Source organism: Variovorax sp. 3319 (genome assembly GCF_031456585.1).
GTDB lineage: Bacteria > Pseudomonadota > Gammaproteobacteria > Burkholderiales > Burkholderiaceae_C > Variovorax > Variovorax paradoxus_P.
The window spans coordinates 481,572-502,784 of the sequence record NZ_JAVDUZ010000002.1; the positions used below are offsets into that span (position 1 = coordinate 481,572).

A 21,213-nucleotide genomic window follows, 5' to 3' on the forward strand; every position below is an offset into this window, starting at 1 on the left:
CGTAAAAGCGCTAAAGCAGAACAGGCCAGGGCCGCTGCGGCTCACGGATCTGCTCGAACGCACGCGACACGCGCAGCACACCGAGGTCGTCGAAACGCTTGCCGGCAATCTGCAGCCCGATCGGCAGTCCGCTCGCCGAGTACCCGCAGTTCACTGAAGACGCAGGCTGCTCCGACATGTTGAACGGAACAGTGAACCCGATGTGCTCCAGCGGCCGCAGCGGGTCGTTGGTTGGCGAAGGCGCTTCCGCGGCTGCGGGCATGTTGGGCGACACGGGTGAGATCACGTAGTCGAACCGTGCGCAGGCTTGCACTGCCGCCACGCGTGTTGCGTGGAACTGGCTGAAGCCACGGAACACATGCTCGCCGCTGAACTCGGCCGCGCTTTCGGCCCACTCGCGGATGTACGGCAGCACCTTGGCGCGCTGGTCGGCGCGCAAGGCTTTCATGTCCACCAGCGAGCGCATGCGCCACAAATGATCCATGCCGTCGAGCATGGCCTGGGACATGAACGGCTGCATGGTTTCGACAATTGCACCAGCCTTTTCGAACAGCCGGGCTGCATGCTCGACTGCCGCCTCGATCTCCGGCTCGACTGCCAGGCCGCAGCCCGCGTCCAGCAGCAACCCGATGCGCAACCCCCGCAGATGATCGGGCGTTACGTCATACGCCGCCCAATCGATGTCTTGCGGCGGCAAGCTCATGCTGTCTCGCGCGTCCGGTTTCGAAAGCACCTGCATCATCAAGGCCGCATCGCCGACGCTGCGGGTCATTGGTCCTGCAGCGCGGCCCATGTACGGCGGATCGATGGGAATGCGGCCCAGGCTCGGCTTCAGCGTGAAGATGCCGCACCAGCTTGCGGGCAAACGCAGCGAGCCACCGATATCGGTGCCGATGTGCAGTGGGCCGTAGCCTGCCGCAGCGGCTGCGCCGGCACCGGCGCTCGAGCCGCCTGGGGTCCTGCTCAGGTCCCACGGATTGCGCGCCAGCTTGTGAAAGCTTGAAAGTCCGGACGACAGCATGCCGTAGTCCGGCATCGTGGTCTTGCTGACGATCACCGCGCCGGCTTCCTTCAGCCGTGCGGCAGGCGGTGCGTCGGCGGTGGAGGGCTTCAAGTCGACTGCTGCCGTGCCGGCTGGCATCGGGTCGCCGCGAGTGGCGATGTTTTCCTTGATGGTGGCGGGCACTCCGTCGAGCGGGCCGAGCGCTTCCCCGCGCTGCCAGCGCGCTTCGGAAGCACGCGCCTGCTCAAGTGCGGCTTCGGGCCTGAAGAGCCAGGTGGCTTGCAGCTTCGGTTCACAGCGCTCGATGTGCGCGATAACGGCCTGCGCAACCTCGACGGGCGACAGTCGCTTGTCGCGATAAGCTTCGGAGAGTTCCCGGGCCGAAAGGTCGTTCAATGCGGGGGAAGAAGAAGACACGTCCGTGCTCATCCCCACGACAGCGCCGACAGGTCGTTCACGAAGATCGGGTTCTCCTTCCAGAGGCCCTTGACGTTCTTCTTTGCGATGGTCGGGAACTGCGGCTGATAGAGAAAGCCGTTGGCAGCGTCGGTGGCCAACATCTTCTGCGCTTCGCCCAGGAGCTTGTTGCGCTCGGCGGCGTTGCCGGTGGCTTTGATCTTGTCGAACAGCGTGTTGAAGGCTTTCGACTGGTAGCCCCAGTAGTAGTCTGCCTTGGCGTAGTTGCCAAGGTCGAAGGGCTCCACGTGCGACACGATCGACAGGTCGTAGTCCTTGTTGCCGTAGGTGCCGCTGAGCCACTGGGCCCACTCGACGTTCTGCACCTTCACCGTGATGCCGATCTTGGCCAGCTGGGCCACGATCACCTCGCCGCCCTGGCGTGCATAGGGCGGCGGCGGCAGGGTCATGGTGAGTTCGAGCGGCGTCTTCACTCCGGCTTCGGCGAGCAGCTTCTTGGCTTTTTCAATGTCGAACGGATTCACGGCGGTGGTGTCGACATAGCCGGCGGCGCCGGGAACATAGTGGCTGCCGATCGGCACGCCAAAGCCGTCGGCCGCGCCTTCGATCACGGCCTTGCGGTCGATGGCCGCGAGGATGGCGCGGCGCACGCGCACGTCGTCCAGCGGTTTTTTCTTGTTGTTGATCGAAAGAATGGTCTTGGCGCGCGAGCCGGCCAGGATGGTCTGGAACTGCGGGTTGTTCTTGAACTGCGGCACCACGCGCGTGCCGATGCGCGTGAACACGTCGACGTCGCCGGCCAGCAGCGACGCGGCCTGCGCGGCGGCGTCGGCAATGAAGCGGAACGTGACCTTGTTGATCTTTGCGGTGCCGGGGCTGCGAAAGCCGTCCCACTTGCTCAGTGTGATGGACGAACCCTTGGCCCAGTTGTCGAGCTTGTAGGGACCGGTGCCCACCGGCTTGGTGGCGTTGGCGTCGGCGCTCTTGGGCTCGACGATCACCGCAGTGGCCTGGCCCAGCACAAAGGGCAGGTCGGGGTCGATCTCCTTGTTGATGATGACGACGGTGTAGTCGTCGACCACCTGCGTGCTCAGGTTTGCGAAGGTGCGCTTGTCCTTGTTGGTGCTCTTCTCGCCGCCTGCGCGGTCGAAGGAGAACTTCACCGCGTTGGCGTTGAAAGGTTCGCCGTTCTGGAACTTGACGCCGCGCCTGAGCTTGAAGGTGTAGGTCTTCAGGTCGGGCGAGACTTCCCAGCTTTCGGCCAGGAGAGGGGTCACGTTGCCGTCGACGTTGATCTTGGTGAGCGTTTCGAGGATGTTGTAGTGCACCACCTCCGCAATCGCGGCCGCGGCGCCGGCGGTGGGATCGAGGCCTGGCGGTTCGAGCGCCATGCCGATCACGATGGCGTCCTTCCGCCCCTGTGCCATGCCGGCAACGGGGGAGGCCAGCGCGACAGTGGCGCCGGCTGTGGCAAGGAGGGTGCGACGGTTCAACATACGTTGTGATCTCCGGAAAAACGGTGAGTGCGAAACGGCTGCTTCAATGTGCGCGGCGCCCCGAATGGAGGCGCTGCGGCACGGACCAGGCGCACGCAGCACGAAAGATGCCACGCACGCAGCAAAGTCATTCTCTCGCAGCGCGCGCATCGCCGCTCGGCCGGCGGGCGGTTTTTCCTCGGGACGTACCCGGATGCCGCAGCCGGTGCGCCTTTTTTTCAGGCGGCCAGCAGGGTGCCGCCGGCAGGTGTGCGCGGCACGGCGTTGAGCAGCGTGCGCGTGTACGGATGCTGCGCATCGCGAAAGAGCTCGCCGGGCGGCCCTTGCTCGACGATCTTTCCCTTCCACACCACGCAGACCTCGTCGCACAGGTGGTTGACCACCGCGAGGTCATGGCTGATGAGCAGGTAGCTGATGCCGAACTGCTGCTGCAGGTCCTGCATGAGGTTGAGCACCTGTGCCTGCACCGACACGTCGAGCGCGCTCACGGGCTCATCGGCCACGATGAGCTTGGGGCGCGTGATGAGGGCGCGCGCAATTGCGATGCGCTGGCGCTGCCCGCCCGAAAATTCGTGCGGGTACTTGTCCATGTCGGTGGTGCGCAGGCCCACCGCGGCCAGGGCTTCGGAGGCGCGCTCGCGCTGCACGGCGCGGCTGGTTTCAGCCAGCGCTTCGAGAGGTTCGGCCACGATGCGCGCCACCGTCTGGCGCGGGTCGAGCGAACCGTAAGGGTCCTGGAACACCATCTGGAAATCGCGCCGCGCCACTCGCAGGTCGTTGCGAGGCAATTGGTGCAGGTCGCGGCCCAGCATGCGCACACTGCCGGAAGTCGGCGTGTCGAGCGCCATCACCAGGCGCGCAATGGTCGATTTTCCCGAACCCGATTCGCCCACGATACCCAGGCTGCGGCCGGCCTCGACGTTAAAGCTGACGCCGTTCAGCGCCTTCACGAGCGGCGGTGGTCCAAAGAGCTTTTCGCGCGGGAGCGCGTAGTGGCGCACGAGATCGGTCACCTCGAGCAGGGGCGCTGTGCTGATCGACTGGCTCATGATGCGAGGGCGCCTTCGGCGGCAATTTCTTCGATCCGGATGCACCGAACCGCGTGGTCGTGCGGCAGCGGCGTGGGCGGCGGCCGGGTCGCGCGGCAGGCGTCGACGGTGTACTTGCATCGGCCGGCAAAAGGGCAACCTTGCGGCAGGTCGATAAGCTCCGGCACGCTGCCCCGGATGGTCGCCAGGCGAACGCCGCGCGGTGCGCCAAGCGCCGGGCGAGCCGCGAACAGCCCCTGCGTATACGGATGCGCGCGCTCGGCGAATACGGTTTCGGTCGGGCCGCTCTCGACCACGCTGCCGCCGTACATCACCAGCATCTTCGAGACGCTCTGGGCAATGACGCCCAGGTCGTGCGAAATCAGGATCAGCGCCATGCCGCGCTCCGCGACCAGGCCCTGGATCAGCTCGAGAATCTGCTTCTGGATGGTGACGTCCAGTGCGGTGGTGGGCTCGTCTGCAATGAGCAGGTCGGGGCCGCAGGCCAGTGCCATTGCAATGCCGATGCGCTGGCGTTGTCCGCCCGAAAACTGATGCGGATAGGCATCGAGCCGCGAAGCCGCATCGGGAATGCCCACGCGTTCGAGCAATGCGAGCACCTCTTTGCGCGCGTCAGCGCCGGCAAGGCCGCGATGCAGGCGCAGTGGCTCGCCGACCTGGCGCGCAATGGTGTGCACCGGGTTCAGTGCCGTCATCGGCTCCTGGAAGATCATGCCGATGCGGTTGCCGCGAATCTTGCACATGGCCTTTTCGCCCAGGCCCACGAGCTCGGTGCCGTCGAAGCGGATGCTGCCGGTGACCTTTGCGGTGGATGGCAACAGGCCCATGAGCGACTGCACCGTGATCGATTTGCCGCAGCCCGATTCGCCCACGATACCCAACGTTTCGCCGCGCTCGAGCGTAAAGCCGATGCCGCGCACGGCCTCGGCAGGGCCGCGCTGCGTTTGCAGCTGGACATGCAGGTCTTTGACTTCGAGAAGAGGCATGGCTTAGCGGGCCCTCGCCAGGCGCGGGTCGAGCAGGTCGCGCAGGCCGTCGCCCAGCAGGTTGAGCCCCAGCACCGCCAGCGCGATGGCCATGCCCGGAAACACCGCGAGCAGGGGCGACTGGAACATCATGGTCTGCGCCTCGTTGAGCATGCGGCCCCAGGAGGCCTGCGGCGGCTGGGTGCCCAGCCCGAGGTAGGAGAGGGCGGCCTCGGCCAGGATGGCAATCGCGAAACGGATGGTGATCTGCACGATCAGCACGGCCGAAATGTTGGGCAGTACGTGCTGCATGGTGATGGCAAACGATCCCTTGCCGCAGGCGCGCGCCGCCGCCACGTATTCGCGCGACCAGATGGCGTTGGCCGATGCGCGCGTGATGCGTGCAAAGGTCGGAATGTTGTAGATGCCGATCGCGATGATCGCGTTGACGATGCCGGCGCCGAACACGGCCGTCATCATGATGGCCGAGAGAATGGCGGGAAAGGCAAGCGAGAAGTCGGTGAGCCGCATGATGGCCTCTTCGACCCAGCCGCGCCGCGCCGCGGCCAAGAGCCCCAGCGCCGTGCCGACCACGAGGCCGATGCCCACGGCAATCATGCCCACCAGGATGGACGCTCGCGCGCCCACCAGCAGCAGCGAGGCGACGTCGCGGCCGTAGGTGTCGGTGCCCAGCCAATGCGCGCCTGAGGGCGGCTTGAGTTTGTTGGGCATGTCCATCTCGTAGGGCGACCACGGCGTCCACACCAGCGAGACAAAGGCGGCCAACAGCAGGAGCAGTGTGAGCACACCGCCGAGCACGAAGCTGCGGTGCCGCAGCGCGCGGCGCCAGAACCCCGGAACCTTGAGCGCCGCAGCGCTCGGAACAGTCGTCGCGCTCATATGTCGCTCGCCTTGATGCGCGGGTCGATCACGGCGTAGAGCACGTCGACCACAAAATTCACGATGACCACCAGGGCGGCGAGCAGCATCACGCAATTGCGCACGACGATCAGGTCGCGATTGCCGATGGCCTCGAAGATCAGCCGGCCCAGGCCAGGGAGGTAGAACACTTTCTCGATCACGATGGTGCCGGCCAGCAGTTCGGAAAACTGCATGCCCATGACCGTGACGACCGGAATCATTGCGTTGCGCAGCACGTGGGTCCAGAGCACCGCGCGCTGCGAAACGCCCTTTGCGCGCGCAGTGCGGACGAAGTCTTCGCGCATTACTTCGAGCACCGCCGAACGCGTGATGCGCGCGAGGATGGCCGCCTGCACCACGGCCAGCGACAAGGCCGGCAGCAGCAGCGATTTGATGCCCGCGAAGACACCTTCACTCCACCCTTCGAAGCCGCCGGCAGAGAACCACTGCAGCTGAACCGAGAACACCAGAATGAGCAGGATCGCGAACCAGAAATTGGGAATGGCGATACCCACCTGCGTGAGGCCCATCAGGCCCACGTCGCCGAGCTTGTTGTGGCGCGCGGCCGCCGTTACGCCTACAAGCAGTGCGAGCACGGTGGTCAGGGCCATCGCAAGCAGCGCGAGAGGCACGGTGAGCGCCAGCCGTTCAAGAATAAGGTCGAGCACCGGGGTGCTGTACGCGTAGCTGTCGCCCAGGTTGCCTGTCAGCATGCCCCCAATCCAGTGCCAGTAGCGCGTCCAGGCGGGCTGGTCGAGGCCGAGCTTTGCGGCAAGGGCAGCGACCGCATCGGGTGCGGCGTCGGGGCCCATGAGCAACTGCGCGGCGTTGCCGGGCAGTATCTCGAGGACGAGAAACACTATGACCGAGGCGCCGATCAGCGTGGCGATCAGCGTGACGAGGCGCTTGAGAATAAACAGGCTCATGGGGCGGGGCGCAGCATAACCCGACTCCTGCAACAAGCGTGCCTTGTTCGCGATAATCGGGTATGGCCCTCATGATCACCGACGAATGCATCAACTGCGATGTCTGCGAGCCAGAGTGCCCGAACGATGCGATCTACATGGGTGCGGATTTCTACGAGATCGATCCGCACAAGTGCACCGAATGCGTGGGCCACTTCGACGAGCCGCAGTGCGTGCAGGTGTGCCCGGTTGCCTGCATCCCCATCAATCCGGAGCACGTGGAAAGCCGCGAAACCTTGTGGCAAAAGTTCGAGCGGCTTGCCGCGGCCAAGGCCGCAGCCACGGCCACGGAGCCGCGGCCGCCCGTGCCTTCAGCCGGCGCTTGAGCCGGAAGACGGCTTTCGCTTTTTCTTGCCACTTCCGCCGGCGTCATCGGGCGCCGAGGCTGGTTTCCGTGCAGATGCGCCGCTGAAGCGCGCGCTCGACTTGTGCGGTTCGGCGGCAAGCTTCAGCGCGCGTGCCTGCGCGAGTTGGTCGGAAGCCGCGAGCTGCCGTTCGGCAATGGCGGCCTGCCGCGCCTCATGGGCGGAACGGCGGTCGCGTTCGTACGCTTCCTTTTCCTGTGACAGGCGAACGCGCTCGAGCTGATCGGCGCGGATTTCGGCCTTTTGCGTGCCGGCCTCCGAGGCGCGGCGGTCTGCTTCGGTGCGCGCGTCGTCAACCTTCACCGGCTTTCCGCCTTGGCATGGCCGGTCGGTGTAGGTGTTGCCGCAGCGGTAGGTTTCGGACCTTCCCTGTGCGACGGCGGGTAGCCACAGGGCACTTGACGCTATAAAAAATATAGCTATGCCGGTTTTCCCGGTCTGCATTGCTCGATTTTTCATTTTTTTATTTCTCTCCCTTTTCTCTTTCCCGCTCTCGTTGCCGGCTAGGTGGCGGCAGGCGTGCCTCCGTCGCCGGGCTCTCGCCGCGGCGGTTTGGGCCGGGGCGGTTTGCTCGTGTGAATGATCAGCGTGGCTTTTTCCATCTCGCCCGCCACCAGGGCAGGGGCCGCATGCAAGGTGCGCACGATGGTGTCCTCGATGGCTTCGCGCTGTTCTTTCAGCGGCTTCTTGAGCACCCAGTTGATGACCTCCGACTTCACGCCCGGGTGTCCGATGCCCAGGCGCAGGCGCCAGTAGTCGCCGGTGCCCAGCTGAGCATGAATGTCGCGCAGGCCGTTGTGGCCGGCGTGGCTGCCGCCAAACTTGAGCTTGGCCTGTCCGGGTACCACGTCGAGTTCGTCGTGCACCACGAGAATTTCTTCGGGTGCAATCTTGAAGAAGCGCGCGAGCGCGCCCACCGACTTGCCCGACAGGTTCATGAAGGTTTGCGGCTCGAGCAGCCACACGCTCTGCCCGCCGATGTTCGCGCGCGCCGCTAGGCCGTGGTAGCTGCGCTCGGGTACCAGGGTGAGCTTCCAGTCGCGTGCGAGGGCGTCGATCCACCAGAAGCCCGCGTTGTGCCGGGTGGCTTCGTATTCAGGCCCGGGATTACCGAGGCCGACAAACAGCTTGATCATGAGGGAATTATCTCGCCGCCCCAAAAGCAAAAGGCCCGCACGAAGCGGGCCTTTTGCAGGGTGCGGGAAGAATTACTTCTTCGCAGCCGGCTTTGCCGTCTTGGCAGCAGGCTTGCCACCGGCGGGCGCTGCGCCTTCGGCAGGCGCTGCGCCTTCAGCGGCAGGTGCCGGCTCTTCGGCGACCAGCGGAGGCACGGCCGACACGATGACGGGGTTCAGCTTGCCGTGGCTCACGAACTTCACGCCCTTCGGCAGCTTGATGTCGCTCACGTGCAGCGTGGCGTTCTTCTTGAGGCTGGAGAGGTCGACCTCGATGAACTCGGGCAGGTCGCTCGGCAGGCAGCTCACTTCGAGCTCGTTCATCACGTGCGTGACCAGGTTGTGGTCGAGCTTGACGGCGTCGGACTCTTCTTCACCCTTGAAGTGGAGCGGCACCTTCATGTGCAGGCGGGTCTTGGCATCGACTCGCTGGAAGTCGATGTGTTGCACCAGCTGGCGGAACGGGTGGTACTGCACGTCGCGCAGCAGCACTTTGCTGGTGGCGCCGCCGAGTTCCATTTCGAGGATCGAGGCGTGGAAGGCTTCCTTCTTGAGGGCGTGCCACAGCGCGTTGTGATCGAGCTCGATCAGCTGGGGCTTGCCTTCACCACCATAGACGATACCGGGCGTCTTGCCCGAGATGCGGAGACGGCGGCTCGCACCCGTGCCCTGCTTGGCGCGCTCAAAAGCGACGAATTTCATAACAACTCCTGTGAGAGTCCACCGCGACCAGTGCGACTCCGGTTCAACAAGGGCGCCGTTCCGGAAAGAGGAAGTGGCGCCCGCTTTTTGCTCAGAACAGGTTGTCCTGATCCGAGAACAAACTCATGACCGACTCGCCCTTGGCAATGCGCTGGATCGTTTCGGCGATCAGCGGTGCCACGGAGAGTTGGCGGATCTTTCCGCACGCCAGGGCGCCGTCGGAAAGAGGAATGGTGTTGGTCACAACCACTTCGTCGAGGGCGGAGTGGGTGATGCGCTCGATGGCCGGACCCGAGAAGATCGGGTGCGTGCAATAGGCGTAGACGCTTTTTGCGCCGCGTTCCTTGAGCACTTCGGCCGCTTTGACCAGCGTGCCGGCCGTGTCGATCATGTCGTCCATGATCACGCAGTTGCGGCCGTCGATTTCGCCGATCACATTCATGACCTCGCTCACGTTGGCCTTCGGGCGGCGCTTGTCGATGATGGCGAGATCGCAGTTCAGTTGCTTGGCCAGGGCGCGTGCGCGCACCACGCCGCCAACGTCGGGCGACACGACGATCAGGTCTTCGTAGTTTCTCTGGCGCAGGTCGCCAAGCAGCACCGGCGACGCATAGATGTTGTCGACCGGAATATCGAAGAAGCCCTGGATCTGGTCGGCGTGCAGGTCCATGGTGAGCACGCGCTCGACACCCACGGTTTCCAGCAGGTTGGCCACCACCTTGGCCGAGATCGGCACGCGGCTGGAGCGCGGGCGGCGGTCCTGGCGGGCGTAGCCGTAGTAGGGAATCACCGCGCTGATCCGCTCGGCCGAGGCGCGCTTGAGCGCGTCGACCATGATGAGCAGTTCCATCAGGTTTTCGTTGGTCGGTGCGCAGGTGGACTGCACCACGAACACATCGCGAGCCCGCACGTTCTGGTTGATCTCGACGGTGACTTCGCCGTCGGAGAACCGACCCACGCGCGCGGCACCCAGCGAGGTACCGAGGTTTTGCGCGATTTCTGCGGCCAGGCCAGGATTGGCGTTGCCGGTGAAAACCATGAAATCAGGGTGATTAGCCTGCATGAGCGCGTCCCGGCAGTCGAATGGCTTTTAGGAAGCCGCCAAAGAGTTTGAGTCGTGGTGGCGGCCCGGAGGCCGCCGATTATTGCAGCGGGTAGGCTGCAAAAGAAGCACTGCGGCCCGTGGGCCGCAGTCTGAAAGCGCCGCGGCGGTTAGACCGCAGCCTGAAGAGATTTGGCAGGGGAGAAAGGATTCGAACCTTTGCATGCTGGAATCAAAATCCAGTGCCTTAACCAACTTGGCGACTCCCCTACACGGGTCGATGGTTTTCACCACAAACCGATATATGTCGCATCGGACCCATCACGGTCCGATTATCTTCAGGTCGCCCACCCCCAAAGTGGATGAACGGCCATGTTGCTGCATTGACGAACCTGCCAGCCCGCGGGGGCTTCGGCCAGTTTCGCTTCTTGCGGCCCTTGCGGCAATTTTGCGAATACCGAACTTCCGGAGCCGGTCATCCGGGCTTTGAGTCCTTGGGCGCCGAGCCATTCGATGGCTTCGGTGACTGCGGGGCAAAGCCGTTGGGCAACCGGCTGCAGGTCGTTGTGGCCGAAGTCGAAAACCTTGAAAGCAGCGCTTTCGCGGTTTGGAGCTTCAAGCTGTTCGCTATCTGCAGCAAAGCCCGAGATTATAGCAACAGGAGTGGCGCGTTGAAGGTCCGGCGCAGAAAAAATTAAACGCGTATCGAGCCCCTCGGGTGGCTTGGCCACCACGAACCGTGCCGCTGGAATGTCGATAGGGCTGATTTTCTCGCCGATTCCCTCGACCCAGGCATTGCGGCCCCCAAGAAAAAACGGCACGTCGGCACCCAGTTTCACGCCGATTTCGGCCAGGCGCGACAGCGGCAGGTTCAGGTTCCAGAGCCGGTTGAGAGCCAACAGGCACGTTGCGGCGTCCGAAGAGCCCCCACCCATGCCCGCCTGCGCCGGAACCCGCTTGGCAACCCCGATATGGGCGCCCTGGCCGGGGCTCGCATGCGCCTGCAGTGCCCGCGCCGCCCGCAGGACGAGGTCGTCGGGTGGCAATTCGGTCGTCAGGTCTTCGCGGCTGAGTTGCCCGTCATGCCGCAACTCGACGTGCAGCGTGTCGCACCAGTCGATCAGCATGAAAACCGACTGCAGCAGGTGGTAGCCGTCTTCGCGCCGGCCGGTAATGTGCAGGAAGAGGTTGAGCTTGGCCGGTGCGGGAAGGTCGTAGATCGCCTTCATGACCGTTCGAACACGATGCGCAGGTCTGCCGTAGGGCCCGGGTTTTCGCGCGTGGCCTGAAGCCGGCCATTCGCAATCTGTGCCAGATCGGGGCGCCAGCCGGGAACGCGGTCGTCGCGGCCCGCGAGCCAGCCGAAGAGTGCGCCCACGGGTATTGCCGCTCCGGTGGCCGCTTCGATCAGCGCATCGACCGATTCGTAGCGCCGTACCTCGCTGCCGTTCTTGAGCAGGGCTTCGCCGGGCGACCAGTGCAATTGGGCCAGGGTGCTGCCGATCGGGCTTGTGAGCGACAGCTCGCCAGCCTCGGGAGAACCGCGCAGCTCGAACAATGCTGAGAAGGTTTGCACCGGCTGGCTGTCGATGCGCAGCGACATTCGGCCGCTCCATGTGTCCGTGCCTTGGGGCCGCGCGCCGCCGGGGAGCTGCGCGCAGCCCGCCGTTACCAGCAGCGCCGCAACACCAGCAGCCAGAAAACCCCTGCGGCCGTCCTGAAGAGCAGGGGCGAGCATTGCGGTCACGGCTTGACCCGCAGGCGCTTGAGCGTCTCCTGCAGGGTTTCGTTTTCAGCGTCGCTCAGCAAGGCTTCCTTCCAGATCGTCACGGCGCGGTCCTTCTGGCCGGTCGACCAGAGCACTTCGCCAAAATGCGCGCCAATCTCGGGGTCGGGCCGCGTCTTGTAGGCGGCCTCGAGGATGCGGATGGCCTCGGTCGTGTTGCCCAACCGAAATTCCACCCAGCCCAGGCTGTCCGCAATGAACGGATCCTGCGGTGCCAGTTGCACCGCCTTCTGGATGAGAGTGCGAGCCTCGTCAAGCCGGATCTTGCGATCGGCGAACGAGTAGCCGAGCGCGTTGTAGGCGTTCTGGTTTTCGGGCTTGAGCTCGATCAGCCTGCGCAGGAGCCGCTCCATTTCGTCGAGCCGGTTGAGCTTTTCGGCCACCATGGCCTGGTCGTAGATCAGGTCGGTGTCGTTCGGCGAGGCTACCGAAGCCTGGGTGAGCATGTCGTAGGCGGCCTGGTATTGCTTGGCGTCGCGCAGCAGCTGCACTTCAGCAAGAAATTTCTGCTTCTTGTCTTCTGGCGTGCGCTCGGGCAGGCCGCGCAGCACTTCGCGCGCTTGCGGCAGCTTGCCCTGGCGTGCGAGCAGGCCAGCGCGCCGCGTTTGCGCGACGGCCAGGTCGTCGGTGCTGTCGACGCGTGCGAGCCAGCGCTCCGCGCCCGTAAAGTCTTTGCGGCGTTCCGCAAGTTGCGAGAGAACCAGGTACGCCTGAGTGGTGCCCCGCTGGCGATCGTCCGAATCCTTTGCGTCTTTTTGCGACGACGCAAGTTCGACATAGCGCTTGAGCGAGGTTTCCGCCGCCGCGTCCTGGCGGGCCTGCGCCTGAAGGCTGCCGAGCAGCAGCCAGGGCTCGGCCAGCTCAGGCCGTGCCGTGGTCAGCGCCTGCAGTTGCGCCGTGGAATCGGCGAAGCGGCGGTTTTCGACCAGCACGCGTGCATAGGCAACGCGCAGGTCGGGCGAGGCCTTGGGGTTGCTCGCGAGATAGCGCGTGACGATCGGCTCTGCCAACGGCTGGCTGGGGTCGATCATTTCGAGCGCCAATGCTGCCGGCGCCTCGGAAGCGGGGTCGATCTCCTGGCCCTTGAAGGCGGCGTCGAGCGCACCGGAGGTGTCGCCCGCATTCAGCCGCATGCGGCCCACAGTCGCCCAGGCCAGTCCGCCGGTGGCCGGCTTCTTGAGTTCGTCGGCCAGCGCCCGCTCGACCACCGAGGCGGCCAGCTTCTTGTCGGTGGCACGCGAGTAGTTGCGCACGATCACCGCCATGAGCATCGGGCGTTCGACTTGCGAGGTGGCCGCAACTTCTGCGCGCAGCAGCTCGGCCGTTTCGCCGATGCGATTGAGCGCAATCAGGATCTGGAGCTCGATGCGGCGTGCGTCGCGCGAGTTGGGCAGTGTCTCCTGCCACGCACGGGCGGCTGCAAGCGCCGCATCGCCGGAGCGCGACTGCAATGCAATTTCGACCGCGCGCTGAAACAGCTTGCCGTCGCGCAGGCGCCGCGCCGCGTCGAGCACCAGCGCGTACCCAGCGCCGGGATCGCCGGAGCGCGTGGTCATCTCGCCCATCAGGATTTCGTAGAACAGCTCGGCCGTGAGCGCCGAAGGCTGTGCAGCAGGTTCGCTCGCCGGCTTGGAAACGACCGGCGCCGCTGCGGGCCTCGTACCCGGCCGGGGCGGAGCTTGCCGCTCGATGATGGGCGCCGGGCTGTTGGGCGCGGCGGGATCGGAGGTTTGCGCATGAACCGCGCAAGCAAGCAGAACGAGAGACGCGGCCGCCGCAAGGCGGTGTCGGCGGGGCGATGGAATCATCGAACCATAATAATCCAAGCTTTTGAGCGAGCACCGCGTGGGGCTTCATTGCAGCCCGGAGTTTTATTGTCATGCCTGAGCTTCCCGAAGTTGAAGTGACGCGGCGCGGTTTTGCCGAACGCATTGCCGGCGCACGCATCGATGCGGTGCGCATCGGCAAGCCCTTGCGCTGGGCGCTGATGGTCGCGCCCGAAGCGCTGGTGGGCCGGCAGGTGCTGCAAGTGCGCCGGCGCGGCAAGTACCTGCTGATCGACCTGGACCGTGGCCTGCTGCTGTTGCACCTGGGTATGTCCGGCAGCCTGCGCTTCGATGCGGCGCTGCCGCCCCCCGGTGTTCACGATCACTTCGACCTCGTGACCGACCGGGGCACCCTGCGGCTCAACGATCCGCGCCGCTTTGGTGCCGTGGTCTATGTCGAGGACGAGGCCGCGCCCTGGGCCATCAAGCTGCTTGGCGGGCTGGGCATGGAGCCGTTGGACGATGCATTCGATTTCGAGGCGTTCCACGCCGGCCTTCGAAAGCGCCGCACCGCCGTGAAGCAGGTGCTGCTTGCGGGCGACGTGGTGGTGGGAGTCGGCAACATCTATGCGTCTGAAGCGCTGTTCCAGGCGGGCATCCGACCGACGCTGTCTGCCGCCCGCATCAGCCGGCCGCGGGCGGCCAAGCTTTATGCAGCGGTACGCGAAATTCTGGCCAGGGCCGTCGAGAAGGGCGGCAGCACGCTGCGCGATTTTTCCAATGTGGACGGGCAGAACGGCTATTTCCAGCTCGAAGCCACGGTCTACGGGCGGGCCGGCGAGCCTTGTAGGGTCTGCGCAACGCCGATACGGCAGCTACGCCAAGGGCAGCGTTCGACTTACTATTGCCCAAATTGTCAAAAATAGTGTTTCGGCGTCCACGTTCGAATATCCCGCAACGGTTGCTCCACAGCTTGCGATGCTATATTTGTAAGTTGTTTCTTACATATTCCCTTTGAGCCGCTCTTTCAATCAACAACTCGATCAGCACGGCGCCTGGCGAAGCAATTTTGCTCACCGCCTGCAGTGGCTGTCCCGCTGGCTGACCGAGAACGAGCTGCTCGACCAAGCCGTGGCCGAGCGCCTGCGCGGCCTCGAGCTGCAGATTCGCAACAGCAAGGTCATGGTCGCTTTCGTGGCCGAGTTCTCGCGCGGCAAGTCGGAGCTGATCAACGCGATCTTCTTCGCGGGCTACGGGCGGCGCATCATGCCGGCCAGCGCCGGACGCACGACGATGTGCCCGACCGAGCTGGGCTACGACGCCGCGGTGTCGCCCAAGCTGCGGCTGCTGCCAATCGAAACGCGGCTGGAACCCCATTCGCTCACGCACTGGCGCGAAAAGCCCACGCGCTGGACTGAAATTGCAATCGACGTGGAGAACGCCGAGCAACTGGCCCAGGCCATGGGCAAAGTGGCCGAAGTGCGCTGGGTCAGCAAGGACGAGGCGAACGCCCTTGGTTTCTGGAACGAAGAAACGCCCGACGACAACCCGGTGCAGGACGCCGAAGGCCGCGTTGAAATTCCGCGCTGGCGCCATGCCATCCTGAACATGCCGCACCCCCTGCTGGAGCAGGGGCTGGTCATTCTGGACACGCCTGGCCTCAATGCGATTGGCGCCGAGCCCGAACTCACGGTCAGCCTCATTCCGCAGGCGCACGCGGTTGTCTTCATTCTTGGTGCCGAAACCGGCGTGACGCGTTCCGACCTGTCCATCTGGCGCGAGCACCTGGTTACTGAAGGCGAAGGCAGCGACACGCGATTCGTGGTGCTGAACAAGATCGACACCATGTGGGACACGCTCAGCACGCCCGCGCAGATCGAAATGCAGATCGAGCGCCAGCGTGAAGTGGCGGCCAAGTTTCTCGAGGTTCCGCTTGTGCAGGTGCTGCCCGTTTCCGCGCAGAAGGGCCTGCAGGCAAAGATACAGCGTGACGGCCGGCTGCTCGAGGCCAGCCGCCTGCCGGCGCTCGAAACGCTGCTCGCCGAAGGCGTGCTCGGCAAGCGCGAAACAATGCTGCGGCTTGCGGTCGATGCAGGCATGGTGGCATTGCGCATCGAGGCCGAACGTATCCTGAAGGTACGCCAGCGCGATCTTTCGGAGCAGGCGCTCGAACTGCAGGGCCTGCGCGGCAAGAACGTTTCTGTAATACGCCACATGCGTTCGCGCATCGACCAGGAGCAGACCGAGTTCGAGGGCAGCAATACCCGCATCCTCGCGCTGCGCTCCGTGCAGGGCAAGCTGCTGCGCGAGGTGTATGCCGTGCTCGGCCGTACTGCGCTCAAGGCCGACATGGTGCGGCTGTCGACCGCGCTCAAGCGCCCCGGCATCAAGCTCAATGTGCGCAAGGTGTACGGCGAGACTTTCGACTCATTGCGCAACAACCTGCGCGAAGTGCAGGCGACCACGGCCGAGATCCAGTCGATGCTGCATGCAACCTTCCGACAGCTCAATGCGGAGCAGGGCTTCAACTTGCAGGCGCCTGCCGAGCCCGACCTGACGAGCTTCGAGCAGGAGCTGAGCCAGATCGAACGCAGCCATATCCACTACCTGAGCGTCGGCAATCTGCTGAGACTGGCACAGGCGGATTTTTGCGACAAGCTGGTGCGCGCGCTCGCGAGCCGGCTGCGGCTGGTCAATGAAGCGGCCATGACCGAGGTCGAACGCTGGAGCAAGGGTGCAAGCGCACAGATCGATGCACAGCTGAAGGAGCGCCGCCGCACTTTCAGCAAGCGCATCCAGGCGATCGAGCGCATCCAGAATGCGGCGGGGAATCTCGACGAGCGCTTGCTCGAACTTGCCGCGCAAGAGAGCAGCCTGGCCGAGTTGCATCTTCGGCTGAATGAATTCACTTCAATGATCACCCAACAGGGAAAGCCGGCCGCTCCGGCAGCCATCGGCGAACTGCGTGCGGCCTGATCGTCCGGTGTCCGGCGGCGCAACGCAAGAGTTGCACATGCCGCCCGATTTTGCGCAGCGTGTGGTGGCCTGGCAGCGCAGCCACGGCCGCAGCCAACTGCCTTGGCAGAACACACGCGATCCGTACCGCGTGTGGCTGTCGGAGGTAATGCTCCAGCAGACCCAGGTATCGACGGTGCTCGGTTACTTTGCGCGCTTTCTCGAACGGTTTCCAACGGTGCGGGCGCTGGCCGACGGCACGGAGGACGAAGTGTTCGGGCTGTGGAGCGGCCTGGGCTACTACAGCCGGGCGCGCAACATGCACCGCTGCGCCCAGGAGGTGGTTGCGCGCTTCGGTGGCGAGTTTCCGCGCACGGCCGCCGAGCTCGCTACCTTGCCCGGCATCGGCCGTTCCACCGCATCGGCGATTGCGGCTTTCTGCTTTGGCGAGCGCGTTGCAATTCTCGACGGCAACGTGAAGCGCGTGCTTACGCGGGTTCTCGGCTTTGGCGGAGACATGTCGTCATCGGCGCAGGAACGCGCGCTGTGGGACAAGGCTACCGAGCTGCTTCCACCCGATGGGCAAAAGGAAGACATTGCAAGCTACACGCAGGGCGTGATGGACTTGGGCGCCACGGTGTGCCTGCCGCGCAAGCCAAGCTGCATGATCTGCCCGGTGAACAGCATCTGCTCCGGCTTGCGCGAAGGGCAGCCGGAGCGTTATCCCGTCAAGACGCGCAAGCTGAAGCGCAGTGCCCAATCGCTCTGGGCGCTGCTGGCGCGCGATGCGCAAGGCCGCGTTTGGCTGGAGAAGCGGCCTGCCAAGGGAATCTGGGCCGGGCTTTATTGCCTGCCGGTGTTCGACAGCCGCGAAGACCTGCTTGCCGCACTGCCGCCGCGCGTGCAGCGCAAGGCGCAAGACCTGCCGCCTTTCGTGCACGTGCTGACCCACAAGGACTTGCATCTGCACCCTGTGTTGCTTCAGGATGGCCAGCCGCAAGGCGAGACTGCGCGCTGGGTGGATGCGGAGGAATGGGGCCGGCTCGGGCTGCCTGCGCCGATGCGCAAGCTGCTGGAAGGCAGCGGGGGCTAGCTCCGAGCGCTGCCGACTGTGGGCGAGTTCAGATCGCGTCCAGCTCGCGATGCCGCTTGAGGGCGCCCCAACGTGCGCCGAACGCGCGCGCCAGCTGTTCCACCAGAAACACAGATCGGTGCTGGCCGCCCGTGCAGCCGATGGCCACGGTCACGTAGCTGCGATGGTCTCGTGCCAGCGCATCCAGCCAGCGCGAAAGAAACTGCTCGATGTCGTCGTACATGCGCGCCACGTCTTCATGCTCGCGCAGCCACTCGATTACCGGCGTGTCGCGGCCCGTGAGCGGGCGCAAGGTGGGCACGTAATGCGGATTGGGGAGCATGCGCACGTCGAACACATAGTCAGCGTCCAGCGGCACACCGCGCTTGAAAGCGAACGATTCGAACACCAGCGTCAGCGCGCTCTGCGGCGCCGAGATCAGCGCCTTGATGTAGCTCTGTAGCTGTGCCGGCCGTATCAGGCTGGTGTCGATCACATCGGCGCCGTCCCGCAAGTCGGCCAGCAGCTCGCGCTCCAGTTCAATGGCTTGTACCAACGCGCGTTCTTGCTCCGGCGCGTCGGTGCGGCCCTCCTGGCGCGACAGCGGATGTCGCCGGCGGGTCTCGGAATAGCGCCGCAGCAGCGCGTCAGTGGTGGCGTCGAGAAACAGCGAGCGTAGCGAAACACCATCGTTCCGCAACGCTTCGAGCTGCTGCGGAACGATCGGCAGCGACACGCCGCTGCGCACGTCCATTGCAATGGCAACGCGCTTGGCTTCCTGCGCCTGCTGCAGCGCGATGAACGGGCCCAGCAGTTCGGGTGGGAGGTTGTCGACGCAGTAGTAGCCCGCGTCTTCAAGAGCATGCAGGGCGACGGACTTGCCTGAACCCGACATGCCGGTAATGAGCACCAGATCGAGGTTCATCACAGCGTTGCCGAACTCTTGTGGCCCAGCATTTCGCGGGCATGCGCCAGCGAGGTGTTCGAAACCTTCTCGCCGCCGAGCATGCGGGCGATTTCGCGGGCGCGGTTTTCGTCGTCAAGCCGCGAAACGCCGCTTTCGGTGCGCGGGCCGTCCTGGCCGGCCGCGGACGTCTGGCGCTTGGCCACCACCAGGTGGTGATCGGCGCAGGCAGCCACTTGCGGCAGGTGGGTGACGGCCAGCACCTGGCGGTCGCGCCCTAGCTGCTTCATGAGGCGCCCCACGGTTTCGGCGACCGCCCCGCCGACGCCGGCGTCGACCTCGTCGAATATCAGCGTCTGCGCAGCACCTAGCTGGCTCGTGGTGACCGCAATGGCCAGGGCAATGCGGGAGAGTTCGCCGCCCGAGGCCACCTTGCCGATCGGGCGTGGCGTGCTGCCCGGGTGGCCGCTCACCAGAAACGCCACGTCTTCGAGCCCGGCGCGGCCTGGCTGCGCCAGCGGCTGCAGTTCGACTTCGAACCTGCCCCCCTGCATGCCCAGCCCCTGCATGGCCTGTGTGACTGCTTCGGACAGGCGTGGGGCGGCTTGCTTGCGGGCCTTGGCAAGCGCCTTGGCTTCCTTCATATAAGCCTGCTGCGCAGTTTGCTCGGCGCGCTCCAGGCTTTCGAGATCGCTTTGCGCGTCAAGCGCTTTCAGCTCGGCTTGCCACCCGGCCAGCAACGAAGGCAGGTCGTCGGGTGTGCGCTTGTAGCGGCGCGCCAGCGACATCCACAAGCCCATGCGCTCGTCGAGTTCTGCAAGGCGCTGCGGATCGGCCTCGGCATCGCGCAAGTAGCCATGCAGCGAATGCGCGGCGTCGGATGCCTGCGCAACGCTAGAGGCCAGCACTTCGCCCAGCGCGCGGAATTCGGGCTCGATGTGCTCGCAGTTCTGCAGCAGCGTTACTGCGCGCGAGAGCGCGGCAAGAGCGCCGTTGTCGTCGTCTTCGAGCGCCTGGCTTGCGCCTTGCGCCGCATCGATCAGGGCCTGGGCGTTCGAGATGCGTGCGTGGTTGGTCGAGAGCTCTTCCCACTCGCCTTCGGCGGGGGCCAGCTTCATGACCTCGGCAATCTGCCATTGCAGCCGCTCGCGCTCGCGCTGCAGCGAATCTTGCGCGGAGCGCGCGTTGTCGAGCACGGAGATTGCCTGTCGCCAGCCGTGCCAGGCCGCGTCGAGTGCATCGGTGCGCACGCCGGCATAGGCATCGAGCAGGCCACGCACGGCTTCTGGGCGCGTCAGGCTTTGCCACGCGTGCTGGCCGTGAATGTCGAGCAGGCGGTCGCCGAGCTCCCGCAGCTGCGTGGCCGTGGCCGGGCTGCCGTTGATCCAGCCGCGGCTGCGGCCTTGCAGGTCGACCGTGCGCCGCAGCAGCAGCGCGTCGCCGGATTCGAATCCGCCTTCGTCGAGCCAGTCTGCAAAGGCCGGGTCGGCGTCGAATTCGGCGCTCACGTCCAGGCGCTCGGCGCCCTCGCGAACCGCGCCTGCGTCGGCACGGTTGCCCAGCGCCAGTTGAAGCGCATCGATCAATATGGATTTGCCCGCACCGGTTTCGCCAGTGAGCACCGTAAAGCCGGCGGACAAGTCGAGTTCGAGTGATCGCACGATCACGAAGTCGCGCAGTGCGATGCGTCGCAGCGCCATCTCAGGAGCCCCCTTCGTTCCAATGAAGTTTTTTGCGCAGCGTGTCGAAATAGCTCCAGCCCCGTGGGTGCAAAAAGCGAACCCGAAAATCGGAGCGGCGCACCACCACCCGGTCGCCAATGGCAAGCGAAGCGAGGGACTGCATGTCGAAATTGGCACTGGCGCCGCGGCCCGACACCAGTTCGATCACGATCTCGTCGGCGTCGGGCAGCAGCACCGGGCGGTTGGACAGCGTGTGCGGTGCAATGGGCACCAGCACCCAGCCCGGCACCGCGGGATGCAGCAGCGGCCCGCCGGCCGACAGCGCATAGGCCGTCGAACCCGTTGGCGACGCAATGATCAATCCGTCGGCGCGCTGGTTGGCCACGAAATGCCGGCCCACCGAAACCCGCAACTCGACCATGCCCGAAGTCGAATCGCGATTGACCACCACGTCGTTCATTGCCAGCGCGTCGAAAACCGATGCGCCGTCGCGCATTACCTGCGCATGCATGAGGCTGCGGTGGTCTTCTTCGTATTCGCCAGCCAGCATCGGGATCAGCGTGGCCTGGTAGTTGTCGATTGGAATGTCGGTGATAAAGCCGAGCCGGCCGCGGTTGATGCCGATCAAGGGAATGCCGTAGCACGCCAGTTGCCGGCCGATGCCCAGCATGGTGCCGTCGCCCCCAACCACCAGGCCAAGATCACAGCGCTGCCCGATTTCTGCAACGCTCAGCGGCTCGTAGCGCCCGCCTGCAATGGCGTCCGCATCGGCGGCCTCTGCCGCGGCCGATTTTTCGACAAAAACCGTGCACCCTTGCGATTCCAGAAAGGCGCCAATATCTTCCATGACGCCGTCGCGCGCATCCGCTTGCGCCCTGGCGCCTGAAGCCTGGTATTTGCCGATCAGGGCGACGTTGCGGAAGCGAGAAGTCATGTACAAATTACAAC

General features: G+C 64.9%; 20 protein-coding genes and 1 tRNA gene. 4 read left to right on the forward strand and 17 right to left on the reverse strand.

The genetic code is table 11. From position 1 onward, the window contains the following. Window positions 1–10: 10 nt before the first annotated feature. The 6 genes from J2X67_RS06620 to J2X67_RS06645 all read right to left on the reverse strand — a co-directional run bounded on the left by J2X67_RS06620 (window position 11) and on the right by J2X67_RS06645 (window position 6,777). Window positions 11–1,432: an amidase gene (locus J2X67_RS06620; RefSeq protein ID WP_309951621.1), complete on the reverse strand. Its 1,422-nt coding sequence runs from the start codon at window positions 1,430–1,432 to the stop codon at window positions 11–13. Further along, window positions 1,429–2,916: an ABC transporter substrate-binding protein gene (locus J2X67_RS06625; RefSeq protein ID WP_309951622.1), complete on the reverse strand. Its 1,488-nt coding sequence runs from the start codon at window positions 2,914–2,916 to the stop codon at window positions 1,429–1,431. Before J2X67_RS06625 ends, J2X67_RS06620 begins: the two co-directional genes overlap by 4 nt. Before the next feature lie 218 nt (window positions 2,917–3,134). Beyond that, window positions 3,135–3,965 carry an ATP-binding cassette domain-containing protein gene (locus J2X67_RS06630; RefSeq protein ID WP_309951623.1) on the reverse strand — a complete coding sequence of 277 codons (831 nt, stop codon included), beginning with the start codon at window positions 3,963–3,965 and terminating at the stop codon, window positions 3,135–3,137. After that, window positions 3,962–4,951, reverse strand: a complete 990-nt coding sequence (locus J2X67_RS06635) for an ABC transporter ATP-binding protein (protein ID WP_309951626.1) — start codon at window positions 4,949–4,951, stop codon at window positions 3,962–3,964. Before J2X67_RS06635 ends, J2X67_RS06630 begins: the two co-directional genes overlap by 4 nt. Window positions 4,952–4,954: 3 nt before the next feature. Further along, the gene (locus J2X67_RS06640) at window positions 4,955–5,830 is read right to left on the reverse strand and encodes an ABC transporter permease (protein ID WP_309951628.1); all 876 of its coding nucleotides are present in this window, start codon (window positions 5,828–5,830) and stop codon (window positions 4,955–4,957) included. Next, the gene (locus J2X67_RS06645) at window positions 5,827–6,777 is read right to left on the reverse strand and encodes an ABC transporter permease (protein WP_309951630.1); all 951 of its coding nucleotides are present in this window, start codon (window positions 6,775–6,777) and stop codon (window positions 5,827–5,829) included. Before J2X67_RS06645 ends, J2X67_RS06640 begins: the two co-directional genes overlap by 4 nt. A gap of 62 nt (window positions 6,778–6,839) precedes the next feature. On the opposite strand from J2X67_RS06645, the gene J2X67_RS06650 reads away from it, so the two are divergent. Beyond that, window positions 6,840–7,142, forward strand: a complete 303-nt coding sequence (locus J2X67_RS06650) for a YfhL family 4Fe-4S dicluster ferredoxin (protein WP_309951631.1) — start codon at window positions 6,840–6,842, stop codon at window positions 7,140–7,142. Here the strand turns inward: J2X67_RS06650 and J2X67_RS06655 are convergent. The 8 genes from J2X67_RS06655 to J2X67_RS06690 all read right to left on the reverse strand — a co-directional run bounded on the left by J2X67_RS06655 (window position 7,128) and on the right by J2X67_RS06690 (window position 13,694). Then, entirely contained in the window at window positions 7,128–7,484 is a 357-nt protein-coding gene (locus J2X67_RS06655; protein WP_309951633.1) for a hypothetical protein, read from the reverse strand. The two genes, J2X67_RS06650 and J2X67_RS06655, sit on opposite strands and share 15 nt — an antisense overlap. A 200-nt stretch (window positions 7,485–7,684) precedes the next feature. After that, window positions 7,685–8,317, reverse strand: a complete 633-nt coding sequence (gene pth / locus J2X67_RS06660) for an aminoacyl-tRNA hydrolase (RefSeq protein WP_309951637.1) — start codon at window positions 8,315–8,317, stop codon at window positions 7,685–7,687. 72 nt (window positions 8,318–8,389) lie between these two features. Next, the gene (locus J2X67_RS06665; protein ID WP_309951639.1) at window positions 8,390–9,058 is read right to left on the reverse strand and encodes a 50S ribosomal protein L25/general stress protein Ctc; all 669 of its coding nucleotides are present in this window, start codon (window positions 9,056–9,058) and stop codon (window positions 8,390–8,392) included. A gap of 91 nt (window positions 9,059–9,149) precedes the next feature. Beyond that, complete coding sequence (locus J2X67_RS06670) at window positions 9,150–10,121, reverse strand: ribose-phosphate pyrophosphokinase (RefSeq protein WP_126747032.1); 972 nt, start codon at window positions 10,119–10,121, stop codon at window positions 9,150–9,152. 172 nt (window positions 10,122–10,293) lie between these two features. After that, window positions 10,294–10,370: transfer RNA gene (locus J2X67_RS06675), tRNA-Gln, on the reverse strand. Window positions 10,371–10,438: 68 nt separating this feature from the next. Further along, window positions 10,439–11,329: a 4-(cytidine 5'-diphospho)-2-C-methyl-D-erythritol kinase gene (gene ispE / locus J2X67_RS06680; RefSeq protein ID WP_309951642.1), complete on the reverse strand. Its 891-nt coding sequence runs from the start codon at window positions 11,327–11,329 to the stop codon at window positions 10,439–10,441. Beyond that, window positions 11,326–11,838, reverse strand: coding sequence for a lipoprotein insertase outer membrane protein LolB (locus J2X67_RS06685; RefSeq protein WP_309951821.1), 513 nt, complete (start codon window positions 11,836–11,838; stop codon window positions 11,326–11,328). Before J2X67_RS06685 ends, ispE begins: the two co-directional genes overlap by 4 nt. Window positions 11,839–11,843: 5 nt before the next feature. Then, a complete protein-coding gene (locus J2X67_RS06690) occupies window positions 11,844–13,694 on the reverse strand; it encodes a tetratricopeptide repeat protein (RefSeq protein WP_309951643.1) in 1,851 nt (616 codons plus the stop codon). Window positions 13,695–13,765: 71 nt separating this feature from the next. Here J2X67_RS06690 and mutM point away from each other — a divergent pair, with 71 nt between their 5' ends. From mutM to mutY, 3 genes are all read left to right on the forward strand, one after another. Continuing rightward, window positions 13,766–14,578 (forward strand): bifunctional DNA-formamidopyrimidine glycosylase/DNA-(apurinic or apyrimidinic site) lyase, encoded by an 813-nt coding sequence (mutM, locus tag J2X67_RS06695; protein ID WP_309951645.1) that lies wholly within the window; start codon window positions 13,766–13,768, stop codon window positions 14,576–14,578. An 88-nt stretch (window positions 14,579–14,666) separates the two neighbouring features. Beyond that, window positions 14,667–16,628 carry a dynamin family protein gene (locus J2X67_RS06700; RefSeq protein ID WP_309951647.1) on the forward strand — a complete coding sequence of 654 codons (1,962 nt, stop codon included), beginning with the start codon at window positions 14,667–14,669 and terminating at the stop codon, window positions 16,626–16,628. Window positions 16,629–16,665: 37 nt separating this feature from the next. After that, window positions 16,666–17,700 carry an A/G-specific adenine glycosylase gene (gene mutY, locus J2X67_RS06705; RefSeq protein WP_309951649.1) on the forward strand — a complete coding sequence of 345 codons (1,035 nt, stop codon included), beginning with the start codon at window positions 16,666–16,668 and terminating at the stop codon, window positions 17,698–17,700. 28 nt (window positions 17,701–17,728) lie between these two features. On the opposite strand, the gene rapZ is transcribed toward mutY, so the two are convergent. The 3 genes from rapZ to J2X67_RS06720 are packed head-to-tail and all read right to left on the reverse strand — an operon-like array spanning window position 17,729 to window position 21,199. Then, window positions 17,729–18,604 carry an RNase adapter RapZ gene (rapZ, locus tag J2X67_RS06710; RefSeq protein WP_309951650.1) on the reverse strand — a complete coding sequence of 292 codons (876 nt, stop codon included), beginning with the start codon at window positions 18,602–18,604 and terminating at the stop codon, window positions 17,729–17,731. Continuing rightward, window positions 18,604–20,283 carry a DNA repair protein RecN gene (gene recN, locus J2X67_RS06715; protein ID WP_309951652.1) on the reverse strand — a complete coding sequence of 560 codons (1,680 nt, stop codon included), beginning with the start codon at window positions 20,281–20,283 and terminating at the stop codon, window positions 18,604–18,606. The genes rapZ and recN overlap by 1 nt, the downstream gene beginning before the upstream one ends. Window position 20,284: 1 nt before the next feature. After that, window positions 20,285–21,199, reverse strand: a complete 915-nt coding sequence (locus tag J2X67_RS06720) for an NAD kinase (protein WP_309951653.1) — start codon at window positions 21,197–21,199, stop codon at window positions 20,285–20,287. Window positions 21,200–21,213 lie beyond the last annotated feature (14 nt).

Coding starts and splice junctions, on each gene's coding strand:
- pth (WP_309951637.1), bottom strand. CDS start 8,317: ATGATCAAGCTGTTTGTCGGCCTCGGTAATCCCGGGCCTGAATACGAA.
- J2X67_RS06650 (WP_309951631.1), top strand. CDS start 6,840: ATGGCCCTCATGATCACCGACGAATGCATCAACTGCGATGTCTGCGAG.
- J2X67_RS06620 (WP_309951621.1), bottom strand. CDS start 1,432: ATGAGCACGGACGTGTCTTCTTCTTCCCCCGCATTGAACGACCTTTCG.
- J2X67_RS06640 (WP_309951628.1), bottom strand. CDS start 5,830: ATGAGCGCGACGACTGTTCCGAGCGCTGCGGCGCTCAAGGTTCCGGGG.
- J2X67_RS06645 (WP_309951630.1), bottom strand. CDS start 6,777: ATGAGCCTGTTTATTCTCAAGCGCCTCGTCACGCTGATCGCCACGCTG.
- rapZ (WP_309951650.1), bottom strand. CDS start 18,604: ATGAACCTCGATCTGGTGCTCATTACCGGCATGTCGGGTTCAGGCAAG.
- J2X67_RS06625 (WP_309951622.1), bottom strand. CDS start 2,916: ATGTTGAACCGTCGCACCCTCCTTGCCACAGCCGGCGCCACTGTCGCG.
- J2X67_RS06665 (WP_309951639.1), bottom strand. CDS start 9,058: ATGAAATTCGTCGCTTTTGAGCGCGCCAAGCAGGGCACGGGTGCGAGC.
- mutM (WP_309951645.1), top strand. CDS start 13,766: ATGCCTGAGCTTCCCGAAGTTGAAGTGACGCGGCGCGGTTTTGCCGAA.
- J2X67_RS06635 (WP_309951626.1), bottom strand. CDS start 4,951: ATGCCTCTTCTCGAAGTCAAAGACCTGCATGTCCAGCTGCAAACGCAG.
- J2X67_RS06670 (WP_126747032.1), bottom strand. CDS start 10,121: ATGCAGGCTAATCACCCTGATTTCATGGTTTTCACCGGCAACGCCAAT.
- J2X67_RS06630 (WP_309951623.1), bottom strand. CDS start 3,965: ATGAGCCAGTCGATCAGCACAGCGCCCCTGCTCGAGGTGACCGATCTC.
- ispE (WP_309951642.1), bottom strand. CDS start 11,329: ATGAAGGCGATCTACGACCTTCCCGCACCGGCCAAGCTCAACCTCTTC.
- J2X67_RS06720 (WP_309951653.1), bottom strand. CDS start 21,199: ATGACTTCTCGCTTCCGCAACGTCGCCCTGATCGGCAAATACCAGGCT.
- recN (WP_309951652.1), bottom strand. CDS start 20,283: ATGGCGCTGCGACGCATCGCACTGCGCGACTTCGTGATCGTGCGATCA.
- mutY (WP_309951649.1), top strand. CDS start 16,666: ATGCCGCCCGATTTTGCGCAGCGTGTGGTGGCCTGGCAGCGCAGCCAC.
- J2X67_RS06690 (WP_309951643.1), bottom strand. CDS start 13,694: ATGATTCCATCGCCCCGCCGACACCGCCTTGCGGCGGCCGCGTCTCTC.
- J2X67_RS06685 (WP_309951821.1), bottom strand. CDS start 11,838: ATGCTCGCCCCTGCTCTTCAGGACGGCCGCAGGGGTTTTCTGGCTGCT.